13 protein-coding genes are annotated in these 13,615 nt (G+C 69.6%); 7 read left to right on the top strand and 6 right to left on the bottom strand.

Annotated elements, in window-relative coordinates:
- Positions 1-22 precede the first annotated feature (22 nt).
- Together BUB57_RS12145 and BUB57_RS12150 are read right to left on the bottom strand one after the other, a co-directional pair.
- The gene (locus BUB57_RS12145; RefSeq protein WP_073067375.1) at positions 23-721 is read right to left on the bottom strand and encodes a Crp/Fnr family transcriptional regulator; all 699 of its coding nucleotides are present in this window, start codon (positions 719-721) and stop codon (positions 23-25) included.
- Positions 722-805: 84 nt separating this feature from the next.
- On the bottom strand, positions 806-1,510 hold the full coding sequence (locus BUB57_RS12150) for a glutathione binding-like protein (protein ID WP_073067378.1): 705 nt from the start codon (positions 1,508-1,510) through the stop codon (positions 806-808).
- Between the two features lie 92 nt (positions 1,511-1,602).
- On the opposite strand from BUB57_RS12150, the gene mscL reads away from it, so the two are divergent.
- The 3 genes from mscL to BUB57_RS12165 all read left to right on the top strand — a co-directional run bounded on the left by mscL (position 1,603) and on the right by BUB57_RS12165 (position 3,401).
- Positions 1,603-2,046 carry a large conductance mechanosensitive channel protein MscL gene (gene mscL / locus BUB57_RS12155; protein WP_073067380.1) on the top strand — a complete coding sequence of 148 codons (444 nt, stop codon included), beginning with the start codon at positions 1,603-1,605 and terminating at the stop codon, positions 2,044-2,046.
- Between the two features lie 118 nt (positions 2,047-2,164).
- The gene (locus tag BUB57_RS12160) at positions 2,165-2,629 is read left to right on the top strand and encodes an Lrp/AsnC family transcriptional regulator (RefSeq protein WP_073067382.1); all 465 of its coding nucleotides are present in this window, start codon (positions 2,165-2,167) and stop codon (positions 2,627-2,629) included.
- Positions 2,630-2,696: 67 nt separating this feature from the next.
- A complete protein-coding gene (locus tag BUB57_RS12165; protein ID WP_073067385.1) occupies positions 2,697-3,401 on the top strand; it encodes an SDR family oxidoreductase in 705 nt (234 codons plus the stop codon).
- An 83-nt stretch (positions 3,402-3,484) separates the two neighbouring features.
- On the opposite strand, the gene rpsU is transcribed toward BUB57_RS12165, so the two are convergent.
- On the bottom strand, positions 3,485-3,691 hold the full coding sequence (rpsU, locus tag BUB57_RS12170) for a 30S ribosomal protein S21 (RefSeq protein WP_011748553.1): 207 nt from the start codon (positions 3,689-3,691) through the stop codon (positions 3,485-3,487).
- A 101-nt stretch (positions 3,692-3,792) separates the two neighbouring features.
- Here rpsU and BUB57_RS12175 point away from each other — a divergent pair, with 101 nt between their 5' ends.
- Together BUB57_RS12175 and BUB57_RS12180 are read left to right on the top strand one after the other, a co-directional pair.
- Positions 3,793-4,449 carry a COQ9 family protein gene (locus BUB57_RS12175; protein ID WP_073067565.1) on the top strand — a complete coding sequence of 219 codons (657 nt, stop codon included), beginning with the start codon at positions 3,793-3,795 and terminating at the stop codon, positions 4,447-4,449.
- Positions 4,449-5,438 carry an NAD(P)H-quinone oxidoreductase gene (locus BUB57_RS12180; RefSeq protein WP_073067387.1) on the top strand — a complete coding sequence of 330 codons (990 nt, stop codon included), beginning with the start codon at positions 4,449-4,451 and terminating at the stop codon, positions 5,436-5,438. The genes BUB57_RS12175 and BUB57_RS12180 overlap by 1 nt, the downstream gene beginning before the upstream one ends.
- A gap of 321 nt (positions 5,439-5,759) precedes the next feature.
- Here the strand turns inward: BUB57_RS12180 and BUB57_RS12185 are convergent, their stop codons facing one another.
- Positions 5,760-6,392: a ribonuclease T2 family protein gene (locus BUB57_RS12185; protein ID WP_073067389.1), complete on the bottom strand. Its 633-nt coding sequence runs from the start codon at positions 6,390-6,392 to the stop codon at positions 5,760-5,762.
- Positions 6,393-6,553: 161 nt separating this feature from the next.
- Between BUB57_RS12185 and BUB57_RS12190 the strand changes: the two genes are divergently transcribed.
- Positions 6,554-7,285, top strand: coding sequence for a DUF1013 domain-containing protein (locus BUB57_RS12190; protein WP_073067392.1), 732 nt, complete (start codon positions 6,554-6,556; stop codon positions 7,283-7,285).
- A 100-nt stretch (positions 7,286-7,385) separates the two neighbouring features.
- Here BUB57_RS12190 and mutS read toward each other — a convergent pair whose 3' ends face one another.
- Positions 7,386-10,013, bottom strand: a complete 2,628-nt coding sequence (gene mutS / locus BUB57_RS12195; protein WP_073067394.1) for a DNA mismatch repair protein MutS — start codon at positions 10,011-10,013, stop codon at positions 7,386-7,388.
- 186 nt (positions 10,014-10,199) lie between these two features.
- On the opposite strand from mutS, the gene BUB57_RS12200 reads away from it, so the two are divergent.
- A complete protein-coding gene (locus BUB57_RS12200) occupies positions 10,200-12,482 on the top strand; it encodes an NADP-dependent malic enzyme (protein ID WP_073067397.1) in 2,283 nt (760 codons plus the stop codon).
- A gap of 147 nt (positions 12,483-12,629) precedes the next feature.
- On the opposite strand, the gene trhO is transcribed toward BUB57_RS12200, so the two are convergent.
- The gene (gene trhO / locus BUB57_RS12205; RefSeq protein ID WP_073067399.1) at positions 12,630-13,529 is read right to left on the bottom strand and encodes an oxygen-dependent tRNA uridine(34) hydroxylase TrhO; all 900 of its coding nucleotides are present in this window, start codon (positions 13,527-13,529) and stop codon (positions 12,630-12,632) included.
- Positions 13,530-13,615: the final 86 nt, after the last annotated feature.

Consider the following 13,615-nt stretch of genomic DNA (forward strand, 5'->3'; position numbering starts at 1 on the left):
TTCTGGCCCGGGCGCAGGCGGCTTAGCGCAGCCAGGCCTTGGCCGGGTCCTCGGCGGTCAGCTGGCGCAGCCGGTCCATGTCCTCGATATGGGCGCGGGCGGCGTCGATGCGCACCCCGTGTTCGCGCAGCCGGGCAAAGGCGCGCGACAGGGTTTCCGGCTTCATTCCCAGACGGCCGGCAATCAGCGCCTTGTTGTAGGGCAGGGCGACCGAGCATTCGCCCTCGGCGCAGGGGGCAAGGTCCAGCAGGAACTCGGCCACCCGCTGCACGCCCGAGCGCGCCTTGAGCCCCTCGATCTGCTCGACCAGCTGTTGCAGATGCACAAAGGTCGCCGCCAGCATCGAGGTCGCCATCACCGGGTCGCTTTGCAGGTGGTGGCGGATGCGGGCCGCGTCCAGCCGCAGCAGGCGGCTGGGGGTGATCGCCTCGGCCGCGACCGGATAGGACAGGCCGCGCAGCGCCACCGCCTCGCCAAAGCTGCGGCCGCGGGTCACCACGCTGACCACCGCCTCGGCCCCGCTGGCGGCGATCCGGTAAAGCTTGATCCAGCCCTCCAGCACGATGAACAGCGCATCCGCCGGTTCGTCCTGTAAAAACAGCGTCTGGCCGGTCTCGACGGTCTGGATCTGCGAGCCTTCCAGCATCTTTTCCTGCAAGGGCTGCGGCAGATTCGCAAGCACCGCCGATTTCCGGGCGGTATCCAGTTCGACAGGCGTCATGGGGGCTCCGGGATGGCAGCGGCTGAGGGCGGTTCATAACGGCGCCGGCCCCCGGCCGCAACCTGTGCAAAGGAAGGGGGGCGGTCAGGCCGCGCCCACCACCATGCCCCGCTGCACCGCCGGGCGGGCCATGAACCGCCGCACCCAGGCGTCGACCACGGGGAAATCCGCATAGCCGACCAGCTCGCCGGCGTCATAGTTGCGCAGCAGGTTATCGACCCAGGGCGCGGTGGCGATGTCGGCGATGGAATAGTCGCCTGTGATCCAGTCGCGCCCGTCCAGCTGGCGGTCGAGCACGCCCAGCAGGCGCCGCGCCTCGGCCACATAGCGGTCGCGCGGGCGCTTGTCCTCGATCTCGGCGCCGCGGTAGCGGTGGAAGAAGCCCAGCTGTCCGAACATCGGCCCGACGCCGCCCATCTGGAACATCAGCCATTGCAGCGTCTGATAGCGCGCGGCCCCGCCCGCGGGCAGCAGCCGCCCGGTCTTGTCGGCCAGATAGATCAGCATCGCGCCCGTTTCCCACAGCCCCATCGGCTTGCCGTCCGGCCCGTCGGGGTCGATCATCGCCGGGATCTTGTTGTTGGGGTTCAGGGACAGGAACTCGGGCGTCATCTGGTCCTGGGGGTCGTTGATGCTGATGCGGTGCGCATCATAGTCCAGCCCCAGCTCTTCCAGCATGATCGAGGCCTTGATCCCGTTCGGCGTGTTCAGCGTGTAAAGCTGGATCACGCCTGCGCGCCGGGGCCGCCAGCGGCGGGTGATCGGGAAATCGTCCAGCGTGTCGGCCATGGTGGCTTGTCCTTTCATCGCAATTGCGTGGTTTCCAGTCCTCGTGCTAGCCCGAAGGCATCGGCCTGCGGGCGCTCAAAGGGGACAGGTTCATGATCAAGGAGTTTCGCGATTTCATCGCCAAGGGCAATGTCATGGACATGGCCGTCGGCATCATCGTCGGGGCGGCGTTCACCGCCATCGTCACCTCGATGGTGGGCGACATCATCAATCCGATCATCGGCATCATCACCGGCGGCACCGATTTTTCCGGCAACTACCTGGTGCTGAACGGGGTCGAGGTCGCGCCGGGCACCTCGCTGAACGCGGCGCGCGACGCGGGGGCGAATGTGTTCGCCTGGGGCTCGTTCCTGTCGGCGGTGATCAATTTCTTCATCATCGCTTTTGTGGTGTTCCTGCTGGTCAAGATGGTGAACCGGATCAAGGCGGCCGCGATCCAAACCCAGAAGGCCGAGGAATCCGCCGCCGGCCCCTCGCAAGAGGCGCTGCTGGCCGAGATCCGCGACCTGCTGGCGGACCAGCGCAACCGCGCCTGACCGCCGGGGCGGCGCTTGCGGGGCGTCGGTTTTCCGATGCCCCCACCCGCGGTTGCGGCTTGGCGGGCGGCATCGGGCCGGGCTATCGTCGGCGCCGACCCCTACCGCAAGGCCGCATGTGACAGAGCAACTCGACCCGACCGACCGCCGGATCCTTTCAGTGCTGCAACGCGAGGGGCGGATCTCCAACGCCGACCTGGCCGCGCGGGTGAACCTGTCGGCCAGCGCCTGCCACCGCCGCGTGCAGCGGCTGGAAGAGGCGGGATTCATCGCCGGCTACGTGGCGCTGCTGGACCCGCGGCGGCTGGGCCGGACCACCACGGTGTTCGTGGAAATCACCCTGTCGGGCCAGGCCGACGAGCTGCTGGACGTGTTCGAAAAGGCCGTGCGCGCCATTCCCGATGTGCTGGAATGCCACCTGATGGCGGGGACCGCGGATTACCTGCTGAAGATCATGGCCGAGGATACCGACGATTTCGCCCGCATCCACCGCCAGCACCTGTCGCGCCTGCCCGGGGTGGCGCAGATGCATTCCTCCTTTGCGCTGCGCACGGTGATGCAGACCACGGCGCTGCCGGTCTGAGGGCGCCTTGCCGCCCCGCCCACGGCATGAGACGCTGCCTCGTCCATGAAGAAAAAGGGGGGCGCAGATGTCCACGGCGAAAGTCGCGCTGGTCACGGCCGGCGGTTCGGGGCAGGGGGCGGCGGTGGCGCGCAAGCTGGCGCAGGACGGCTGGCACATCGGGGTGCTGTCGTCCTCGGGCAAGGGCGAGGCGCTGGCGGGCGAGCTGGGCGGGGTCGGCGTCACCGGCTCGAACCAGTCCGAGGAGGACCTGCGCCGGCTGGTCGACGCGGCGATGGCGCGCTGGGGGCGCATCGACGCGCTGGTGAACTCGGCCGGGCACGGGCCGCGGGCGCAGATCCTCGAGATTTCCGACGAGGACTGGCATCGCGGGATGGAGGTCTATTTCCTGAATGTGGTCCGGCCGCTGCGGCTGGTGACCCCGATCATGCAGGCGCAGGGCGGCGGCGCGGTCGTCAACATCTCGACCGCCTGGGCGTTCGAGCCCTCGGCGATGTTCCCGACCTCGGCGGTGTTCCGGGCGGGGCTGGCCAGTTTCGCCAAGATCTATGCCGACGCCTATGCGGCGCAGAACATCCGCATCAACAACGTGCTGCCCGGCTGGATCGACAGCCTGCCGGAAACGGACGAGCGTCGCAAATCGGTCCCGATGGGGCGCTATGGTCGCGCCGACGAGATCGCGGCGACGGTCGCGTTCCTGCTGTCCGAGGGCGCGGGCTATATCACCGGCCAGAACATCCGCGTCGACGGCGGGCTGATGCGCTCGGTCTGATCCGCCCGAAGTGCCCCCGAATCGAAAACCCCCGCAGCCATCGGCCACGGGGATTTTCTTGAACCATCCGGTTCGCTGACGCCTTACAGCGCGCCCTCACGCTGGGCCTTTTTCCGGGCCAGTTTCCGGGCGCGGCGCACGGCCTCGGCCTTTTCACGGGCCTTCTTGACCGACGGCTTCTCGAAATGTTGCTTCAGCTTCATTTCGCGAAAGACCCCTTCGCGCTGAAGTTTCTTCTTCAGGGCACGAAGCGCCTGTTCGACGTTGTTGTCGCGAACGCTTACCTGCATGTGGTTGTCACCACCTTCCTAGGCTAGAGTTGAACTTGATTGCAGGACGCGCCCCTTTAGCGCAACGTCCCGCGGATGTCCACCCTGACGGAGGCAAGATGATGCAGGACGAGCGCAACCGGCTGCTGGACGCGGCGCTGACCCATGTGCCCTTCGACGGAATGAACGAACGCGCGCTGCTGGCCGGGGCGCGCGACTGCGGGATCGCGCCGGAGCTGGCGCGGGTGCTGTTTCCGCAGGGCGGCGCCGGGCTGGCCGCCGCCTATCACCGCCGCTCGGATGCGGCGCTGGCGCGGGCGATGGCGCTGTCCCCGCCCTCGGGGCGCATCCGCGACCGCATCGCCGGCGCGATCTGGACGCGGCTGGCGCTGTCGGACCCGGAGCTGGTGCGCGCCGGCACCGCGGTGATGGCGCTGCCGCAGAACGCCGGCCTTGGCGCGCGGCTGATGTGGGAAACCGCCGATACGATCTGGACGGCGCTGGGCGACGGCTCCGAGGACGTGAACTGGTGGACCAAGCGCGCGACGCTGGCCTCGGTCTGGGGAGCGGTGGTGCTCTACTGGCTGGGCGATGCCTCACCGGGGCACGAGGACACCCGCGGCTTCATCGACCGCCGCATCGACGACGTGATGCGGGTCGAAAAGCTCAAGGCCGCCGCCCGCAAGCTGCCGGGGGCAGGCGCATTGGCCGGGCTGGCCACCGGCTGGATCCGCAAGCCGCAGCGCGCCCCCGCGCCCGGCCATCAGAAGGAAGCGTGATGTCCATTCCCCACGACATGCAGGTCATCGAGATCGCCCGCCCCGGCGCCCCCGAGGTGCTGACCCCGGCCCGCCGTCCGGTGCCGGCCCCCGGTGCCGGGCAGATCCTGATCCGCGTGGCCTATGCCGGGGTGAACCGCCCCGACGTGCTGCAACGCCAGGGGGGCTATGCGCCGCCGCCCGGGGCATCGGATCTGCCGGGGCTGGAGTGTTCGGGCCATGTGGCGGCGGTCGGGCCGGGGGTGACCCGCTGGGCGGTGGGCGATGCGGTCTGCGCGCTGCTGCCGGGCGGGGGCTATGCCGAATACGTGCTGACCCCCGCCGACCACGCGCTGCCGGTCCCCGAGGGGCTGAGCCTGGCCGAGGCCGCCTGCCTGCCCGAGACCTGCTTTACCGTCTGGTCCAACGTGGTGATGCGCGGCGGCCTGCAGGCGGGCGAGCGCTTCCTGGTCCACGGCGGCTCGTCCGGGATCGGCACCACCGCGATCCAGATCGCCGCGGCGCTGGGGGCGCGGGTCTGGGCCACCGCCGGCTCGGACGAGAAATGCGCCGCCTGCGAGCGGCTGGGCGCCACCGCGATCAATTACCGCACGCAGGATTTCGTCGAGATCCTGCGTGCCGAGGGCGGGGCCGAGCTGATCCTCGACATGGTGGCCGGCGACTATGTGGCGCGCAACCTCAAGGCGCTGGCGGACGAGGGGCGGCTGGTGTTCATCGCCTTCCTCGGCGGGCCCAAGGTGACGCTGAACCTTGCGCCGGTGATGACGCGGCGGCTGACGATCACCGGCTCGACCCTGCGCCCGCAGTCCGACCTCGCCAAGGCGCGGATCGCGGATGAGCTGCGCACCCATGTCTGGCCGCTGATCGCCGCGGGCAAGCTGCGCCCGGTGATGGACGCCGAGTTCCCACTGACTGACGCCGCCGCCGCCCACGCCCATATGGAAGGGGGCGAGCATATCGGAAAGATCGTGCTGCGGGTGGCGGGCTGAGCGGGTTTCCGTCTGCCGGCTTGTGCCGTCGCGCCCATACAGGCGCCGCATCGCCTGACGGCGCGGCCGGAGCCTCCGGCGGGGATATTTAAGGACAGAAGATGCCTGCCGGGGTGTGGGCGCTCCGAAACCGCACACACCCCGGCCCGGCGCTCGTCCGGCCGGGGTGTGGCGTCTCCTGTCACGGTCATCGGCGTCCCCGCCTGTACCGCCTCACCGTTCTGGCAGGAAAAGCTTACGATTCGGTTAAGGAAAGTCTTCTGTCGGAAAATATCCTCCAGGGGGTGCGGGGGATGGAAAATCCCCCGCTGCGGCAGCGCCTCAGGGCGCCTCGACCAGCATCGGGCTGCGGCAGTCGCGCCGGATGTCAGGGCCGCAGTCTCGGGGTTCCATCTCGCGGGTCAGGCAGATGCGGACCTCTAGCAGGCGGCCGTCCTTGCAGGTGACGGTGATGCCGTCGCGGGTCAGTTCGGGGTTGGCCTCGATGAACGCATCCTCGATCACCGCCGCGTCTAGCCGCACGTCGCGGGGCAGCTGCGCCAGCACCGGCGGGATCGCCACCGTTGCCGCGGCCTCGCTGGTGGCGCGGTAGTAGTCCGGCCCCGACAGCCCCGAACAGCGCCCGTGTTTCTGCCACTGGTACCAGGCCAGCCCGGCCGAGCCCATCAGATCCTCCATCCCCCGGCTGTCGCCGCGGGTGGGGTCGCGCTGCGCGGTGGTGCAGAAATCCGGCCAGCCGCGTTCGTATTGCGGCCACAGCCCGTGGACGACGAAACCGGTCCGCCGCCGGGGGTCGCATTGCGGCGCGTCGCCGCCCTCGGACGCGCACCAGCTTGGCGACCAGCTGAGCGACAGCACGTAATAGTCGAACCTGCCCGCCACGTCCTCCGCCGCGGCCGGCAGGGGCAGCATCAGGGCGGCGCAGATCAGGGCGCGAAGAAGCGGGCGTTTCATGCGCGCCAGCCTATGCGGCCCGCGTGCGGCGAAAAAGGGGGTTCAAACCACGCCGCCGCGGTCGTATATGGACAGGCAATTCCCCCCGAAATCTGCGGAATGGCCTGTCCTCGGGCCGCCCCGGTTTCCCCGGACACAGAGTCATTGCGAAGGAGCAACCCATGAACAAGCCGCTGATGGCCAAGGCCACCGCCGTCTGGCTGGTCGACAACACCACGCTCAGCTTCAAGCAGATCGCGGATTTCTGCGGGATGCACGAGCTCGAGGTGCAGGGCATTGCCGATGGCGACGTGGCGGCCGGGGTCAAGGGCTTCGATCCGGTGGCCTCGAACCAGCTGGACCCGGCCGAGATCGAAAAGGGCCAGAAGGACCCGGCCTATAAGCTGAAGCTCAAGCACAACCCCGCCGCCGAGGGCGAGGAGCTGCGCCGCGGCCCGCGCTATACGCCGCTGTCCAAGCGGCAGGACCGCCCGGCGGCGATCCTGTGGCTGGTGCGGTTCCACCCGGAACTGGCCGATTCGCAGATCGCGCGGCTGGTCGGCACCACCAAGCCCACCATCACCGCCATCCGCGAGCGTACCCACTGGAACATCCAGAACATCCAGCCCATCGACCCGGTGGCGCTGGGGCTGTGCCGGCAGTCGGAACTGGACGCCGCCGTGCAGAAGGCCGCGAAATCCCTGCCCGAGGTGATGTCGGATGACGAGCGCCGCAAGCTGGTGTCCACCCAGTCCAGCCTGTCGATGCCGGACGAGCCGCGGCTGCCATCTTCCATCGCCGGGCTGGAAAACTTCAGCCTGAGCCGCGACGACGACAAGCCCGAACCGAACCTGGACGCCGAAAGCTTCTTCAACCTGCCGGACGGCGACGACGAGGACGAAGACGAGCGTTAAGCGCGATGCCGGTCCGGCGGGCGCCGATGCGCCGCCGGTCCGACAAGGGCGCCCTGTCGCGGATCCTGCATAAAGCGCTGGTTCACCGCGCCGGCCTTTCCTAGCCGCGCCCCAGCGCCGCCAGCTCATAGACCAGATCCAGCGCCTCGCGCGGGGTCAGCCGGTCGGGGTCGATGTCGCGCAGACGCGCCTCGACCGCCGATTCGCGGGCGGGTGCTGCGGGCGGCGGCGGAGGGGCGGCCCGGAACAGCGGCAGGTCGTCAATCAGCGCCGCCGGGCGGGCGGCGCCGTCGCGGGCGCCCGCTTCCAGCGCGTCGAGGATCTCGCGCGCGCGGTCGACCACCGCCGGCGGCAGCCCGGCCAGCCGCGCCACCTGCACCCCATAGCTGCGGTCGGCGGCGCCCTTCCTGACCTCGTGCAGGAACACCACCTCGCCTTCCCATTCGCGCACGGCGACGGTGGCGTTTTCCACGCCCTCCAGCTTGGCGGCGAGCTGCGTCATCTCGTGGTAATGGGTGGCGAACAGCGCCCGGCAGCGGTTGGCACCGTGCAGATGTTCCAGCACCGCCCAGGCGATGGACAGCCCGTCCCAGGTGGCGGTGCCGCGCCCGATCTCGTCCAGGATCACCAGCGCGCCGGCGTCGGCTTGGTTCAGGATGGCCGCGGTTTCCACCATCTCGACCATGAAGGTCGACCGCCCCCGCGCCAGATCGTCGGCGGCACCCACCCGGCTGAACAGCTGCGTGACCAGCCCGACATGGGCGCGCGCGGCGGGAACGAAGCCGCCGGCCTGCGCCAGCACCGCGATCAGCGCATTCTGCCGCAGGAAGGTCGATTTCCCCGCCATGTTCGGCCCGGTCAGCAGCCAGATCGCCGGGGTGTCGCCTTCGGTCAGGGCGCAGTCGTTGGCGACGAAGGGTTCGCCCTTGCGTTTCAGCGCCCGTTCCACGACCGGGTGGCGCCCGCCCTCGACCACGAAGGCGCGGCCGTCGTCCACATGGGGGCGGGTCCAGCCCTCGCCCGTGGCCAAGTCGGCGAAGGCGGCCCCCACGTCGATTTCCGCCAGCGCGCGGGCGGCCTGCCCGATGCGGGCGGACTGGTCCAGCACCGCCGCCAGCAGGCGGGCGAACACCGCGCGTTCCAGCTCCAGCGCGCGGTCGCGGGCGTTGAGGATGCGGGTTTCCAGTTCCGACAGCTCGACGGTGGTGAAGCGGATCTGGCTGGCGGTGGTCTGGCGGTGGATGAAGCGCGCGTTCAGGGGCGGCGCGAGCATCCTTTCCGCGTGGGTGGCGGTGGTCTCGATGAAATAACCCAGCACGTTGTTGTGCTTGATCTTCAGGCTGGCGATGCCGGTTTCCGCGACGTAATCGGCCTGCATCCGTGCGATGACGCCGCGGCCCTCGTCGCGCAGGGCGCGGGTTTCATCCAGTTCGGCGTCGAACCCCGCGGCGACGAAACCGCCGTCGCGGGCCAGCAGCGGCGGTTCTGCCACCAGCGCCCGGTCCAGCAGCCCGGTCAGCGCGTCGTGGCCGACCAGATCGCCCGCGGCCTCGGCCAGCAGCCCCTCGGCCCCCGACAGCATCGCGGCGATGCGCTCGGCCGCGGCCAGCCCGCCCCTGATCGCGGCCAGATCGCGCGGCCCACCGCGGTCCAGCCCCAGCCGCGACAGCGCCCGGTCCATGTCGGGAACCAAAGCCAGCGCCTCGCGCAGGCGGGCGGTCAGCCGGGAATCATCGACCAGCGCCGCCACCGCCTGTTGTCGGCGATGGATCAGCGCCAGATCGCGCGAGGGGGCCGAGATGCGCCGTTCCAAGAGCCGCGCCCCCGCCGCGGTCACCGTGCGGTCGATAGCCGACAGCAGCGAGCCCTCGCGCCCGCCCGACAGCGCCTGCGTCAGTTCCAGATTGCGCCGGGTCGCGGCGTCGATCTGCATGACGCCGGCGCCGCTTTCCCGCACCGGCGGCGACAGCCGCGGCATCCGCCCGCGCTGGGTCAGCGACAGGTAGTCGGCGATCGCGCCCATCGCCGCCAGCTCGGCGCGGGTGAACTGGCCGAAACCGTCCAGCGTGCCGACGCCGTAAAGATCCCCCAGCCGGCGCACGGCAGCGGTGGAATCGAAACTCGCCGCCGAAAGCTCGGTCAGGGCGGCGCCGGCCTCATGCGCGATGTCGTCCAGACGCGACCCGTCCAGCGCCAGCAATTCGCGCGGTGCATGGCGGGCGAGTTCCGGCGCCAGCCGGGGCAGGGGGCAGGGCGCCACCCGCAGCGCGCCGGTGGAAATATCGACCCAGGCCAGCGCCGCCTCGTCCCGCACCTGCGCCCAGGCGGCCAGAAAGTTGTGCCGCCTTGCTTCCAGCAGCGATTCCTCGGTCAGGGTGCCGGGGGTGACCAGCCGCACCACGTCGCGCGCCACCACCGACTTGGACCCGCGCTTGCGGGCCTCGGCCGGGTCCTCCATCTGCTCGGCGATGGCGACGCGGAAGCCCTTGCGGATCAGGGTCAGCAGATAGGATTCCGCGGCATGGACCGGCACCCCGCACATCGGGATCGGCTGGCCCAGATGGGTGCCGCGCTTGGTCAGCGCGATGTCCAGCGCCGCGGCGGCGGCCACCGCGTCCTCAAAGAACATCTCGTAGAAATCGCCCATCCGATAGAACAGCAACGCCCCCGGATTGGCCTCGCGGATCGCGAGATACTGGGCCATCATCGGGGTCGGCTGGTCGGTCATCGGCGGTCCTTTCTGATCGCCCCTCTTCTAGGGTGCGCCATCCGCAAAGAGAACCGCCCGCCATTGCTTCTTTCTGGTGAAAATACCCCGGGGGCGCGGGGGCTGGCCCCCGCATGCCACGCCGCACGTTGCGCTTTGCCGCCGGTCCCGGCAAAGCTGTGGCCGAACCCAGCGACGAGAGGAACCATGACCGCGAAGAACCAGCCGCAAAAGGCGCGAATCACACCGGAAGAAGCGCTGGCCTATCACCTGGAGCCGCGGCCGGGAAAATTCGACGTGGTGCCCTCGACCCCGATGGTGACCCAGCGCGACCTCAGCCTCGCCTATTCCCCCGGCGTCGCGGTACCGGTGCAGGCGATCGCGGCCAACCCGGAAACCGCCTACGACTATACCACCAAGGGCAACCTGATCGCGGTGGTGTCGAACGGCACCTCGATCCTGGGGCTGGGGAACCTGGGCGCGCTGGCCTCCAAGCCGGTGATGGAGGGCAAGGCGGTGCTGTTCAAGCGCTTTGCCGACGTCAACGCCATCGACATCGAGCTGGACACCGAGGACCCGGACGAGATCATCCAGGCGGTGCGGCTGATGGGCCCGACCTTCGGCGGCATCAACCTTGAGGACATCAAGGCGCCCGAATGCTTCATCATCGAGCAGCGCCTGAAAGAGCTGATGGACATCCCGGTGTTCCACGACGACCAGCACGGCACCGCGGTGATCTGCGCCGCCGGGCTGATCAACGCGCTGCATCTGTCCGGCAAGCGCATCGAGGACGTCAGGATCGTGCTGAACGGGGCCGGCGCCGCCGGCATCGCCTGTCTGGAGCTGGTCAAGGCGATGGGCGCGCGCCCGGAAAACTGCATCATGTGCGACACCAAGGGCGTGATCTGGCAGGGCCGGACCGAGGGCATGAACCAGTGGAAATCCGCCCACGCGGTGGTGACGGATGCGCGCACCCTGGCCGAGGCGCTGGTCGGCGCCGACGTGTTCCTGGGCGTTTCCGCCAAGGGGGCGGTGACGCAGGCGATGGTCGAGACCATGGCCCCGAACCCGGTGATCTTCGCCATGGCGAACCCCGACCCCGAGATCACCCCGGAAGAGGCGCATGAGGTCCGCCCCGACGCCATCGTCGCCACGGGGCGCTCGGACTACCCCAACCAGGTCAACAACGTCCTGGGTTTCCCCTATCTGTTCCGCGGCGCCTTGGACATCCACGCCCGCGCCATCAACGACGAGATGAAGATCGCCTGCGCCCGCGCGCTGGCCGAACTCGCGCGCGAGGATGTGCCGGACGAGGTGGCGGTGGCCTACGGCCGCAAGCTGGTGTTCGGCCGCGACTACATCATCCCCACGCCCTTCGACCCGCGGCTGATCCACGTGGTGCCGCCGGCGGTGGCGCGGGCGGGCATGGATACCGGCGTCGCCCGCCGCCCGATCATCGACATGGAGGGCTATGTCCAATCGCTGCGCCAGCGCATGGACCCCACCGCCTCGATCCTGCAGGGGATCCATGCCCGGGCGCGCCGGGCACAGGCGCGGATGATCTTTGCCGAGGGCGACGACCCCCGCGTGCTGCGCGCCGCCGTGGGGTGGCAGCGCAGCGGGCTGGGCCGCGCGCTGGTGGTGGGGCGCGAGGCCGACGTGGCGGAAAAACTCTCGGCCGCCGGGCTTGCGGATGCGCTGCAGGAAATCGAGGTGGTGAACGCGGCCAACTCCCCACACCAGTCCCGCTATCACGAGGCGCTTTACGCGCGGCTGCAGCGCAAGGGTGTCGATCGCGAGGATGCCGGGAAGCTCGCCAACCGCGACCGACATGTGTTCGCGGCGCTGATGCTGGCGCATGGCCATGGCGACGGGCTGGTCACCGGCGTCACCCGCAAATCGGCGCATGTGCTGGAACAGATCGGGCAGGTGTTCGACGTGCGCCCGCAGGACGGCGCGGTCGGCGTCACCGCGATCCTGCACAAGGGCCGGATCGTGCTGATGGGCGACACGCTGGTTCACGAATGGCCCGAGGCCGAGGACCTGGCGCTGATCGCCACCCGCGGCGCGCAGGTCGCCCGCGCGCTGGGGATGGACCCGCGGGTCGCCTTCCTGTCCTTCTCGACCTTCGGCTATCCGGTCAGCGAACGCGCCACCAAGATGGCCGAGGCGCCCCGGGTGCTGGACGCGATGGGCGCCGATTTCGAGTACGAAGGCGAGATGACCGTGGACGTGGCGCTGAACCCCGAACAGGCGGCGCGCTATCCGTTCAGCCGCCTGACCGGCCCGGCGAACGTGCTGGTAGTGCCGGCCCGACACTCGGCCTCGATCAGCGTCAAGCTGATGCAGGAAATGGCCGGCGCCACGGTGATCGGCCCGATCCTGACCGGAGTGCCGAAGCCGATCCAGATCTGCTCGACCAGCTCGACGGTGAACGACATCCTGAACATGGCCGCGATCGCCGCGGGCGGGGTGGGGCTGGCGAGGTAGCGCGACACCGGCGCGGTCGCGTTGGGTCGCGCCGTTGCAATGGGTATTTGGACCAGAAAGAAACACGCCGTTGCGGCGGGATGAGGGCTTCTTTCTGGCTTAAATACCCATGCGGCGGCGACGAGGGCGCTGCGCGGCCGGGGTGGCTCAGCCCGGGTCGCTGTCCGCAAACAGCTCGCCGCGTTCGACCTGGCGTTGCCGGTCGCGGAAGCGGGCGCGGTCGGCGTCGGAATATTCGTCCGTGCACAGGTGGCAGCAGACGCCGGGCTCATATTCCGGGCGGCTGGTGTCGGCCGGGGACAGCGGGCGGCGGCAGGCGTGGCAGAGCAGATGCCCGCCCGGTTCCAGCCCGTGGGTCAGGCTGACCCGCCGGTCGAAGACGAAGCAGGTCCCGTCCCACATACTGTCCTGCGCCGGGATATCCTCGAGGTATTTCAGGATCCCGCCCTGCAGATGCACCACCTCGGGGACTCCTTGCGAGACGAGGAAACTGGTGGATTTCTCGCAGCGGATGCCGCCGGTGCAAAACATTGCCACCCGCTTGCCGGCGAAGCGATGGGCGTTCTCGGCCCACCAGCCGGGGAACTCTCGGAAACTGGCGGTGCCGGGGTCGATGGCGCCGCGGAAGCTGCCGATGGCGATTTCATAGGCGTTGCGGGTGTCGATCACCACCGTGCCGGGGTCGCTTATCACCGCGTTCCAATCCTCGGGCGCGACATGGCGGCCGACGCGGGCGGTCGGGTCGATGCCGGGCCGGCCCATGGTCACGATCTCGGGCTTCACGCGGATCTTCATGCGGCCGAAGGGCAGGGTGGCGGCGGCGCTTTCCTTCCACTCCAGCGCCGCGAACCCCGGCCAGCCGCGGAGATGTGCCAGCACCGCCTCGATCCCCTTGCGCGGGCCGGCGATGGTGCCGTTGACCCCCTCGCGCGCTAGGATCAGCGTGCCGCACACCCCTTCCGCCCGGCACAGCGCCAGCAGCGGCGGGCGGGCGCTGGCGGGGTCGGCAAGCGGGGCAAAGTGGTAAAGCGCGGCGACGGTGAACATCCTGCCCGCGTAATCCGGGCGCGGCGGAAAAGGCAAGCGGTTGGGTGGAGGAGGGGCATAAGGTCGCCCTCCCGTTGACCTCGACC

This window comes from Paracoccus solventivorans, from assembly GCF_900142875.1.
GTDB lineage: Bacteria > Pseudomonadota > Alphaproteobacteria > Rhodobacterales > Rhodobacteraceae > Paracoccus > Paracoccus solventivorans.

Bases quoted from the DNA above. Each gene is read 5' to 3' on its own strand.
- mutS (WP_073067394.1), bottom strand. From the start codon at position 10,013: ATGACCGACCAGCCGACCCCGATGATGGCCCAGTATCTCGCGATCCGC.
- BUB57_RS12190 (WP_073067392.1), top strand. From the start codon at position 6,554: ATGAACAAGCCGCTGATGGCCAAGGCCACCGCCGTCTGGCTGGTCGAC.
- BUB57_RS12165 (WP_073067385.1), top strand. From the start codon at position 2,697: ATGTCCACGGCGAAAGTCGCGCTGGTCACGGCCGGCGGTTCGGGGCAG.
- BUB57_RS12180 (WP_073067387.1), top strand. From the start codon at position 4,449: ATGTCCATTCCCCACGACATGCAGGTCATCGAGATCGCCCGCCCCGGC.
- BUB57_RS12145 (WP_073067375.1), bottom strand. From the start codon at position 721: ATGACGCCTGTCGAACTGGATACCGCCCGGAAATCGGCGGTGCTTGCG.
- BUB57_RS12200 (WP_073067397.1), top strand. From the start codon at position 10,200: ATGACCGCGAAGAACCAGCCGCAAAAGGCGCGAATCACACCGGAAGAA.
- BUB57_RS12185 (WP_073067389.1), bottom strand. From the start codon at position 6,392: ATGAAACGCCCGCTTCTTCGCGCCCTGATCTGCGCCGCCCTGATGCTG.
- trhO (WP_073067399.1), bottom strand. From the start codon at position 13,529: ATGTTCACCGTCGCCGCGCTTTACCACTTTGCCCCGCTTGCCGACCCC.
- rpsU (WP_011748553.1), bottom strand. From the start codon at position 3,691: ATGCAGGTAAGCGTTCGCGACAACAACGTCGAACAGGCGCTTCGTGCC.
- mscL (WP_073067380.1), top strand. From the start codon at position 1,603: ATGATCAAGGAGTTTCGCGATTTCATCGCCAAGGGCAATGTCATGGAC.
- BUB57_RS12175 (WP_073067565.1), top strand. From the start codon at position 3,793: ATGCAGGACGAGCGCAACCGGCTGCTGGACGCGGCGCTGACCCATGTG.
- BUB57_RS12150 (WP_073067378.1), bottom strand. From the start codon at position 1,510: ATGGCCGACACGCTGGACGATTTCCCGATCACCCGCCGCTGGCGGCCC.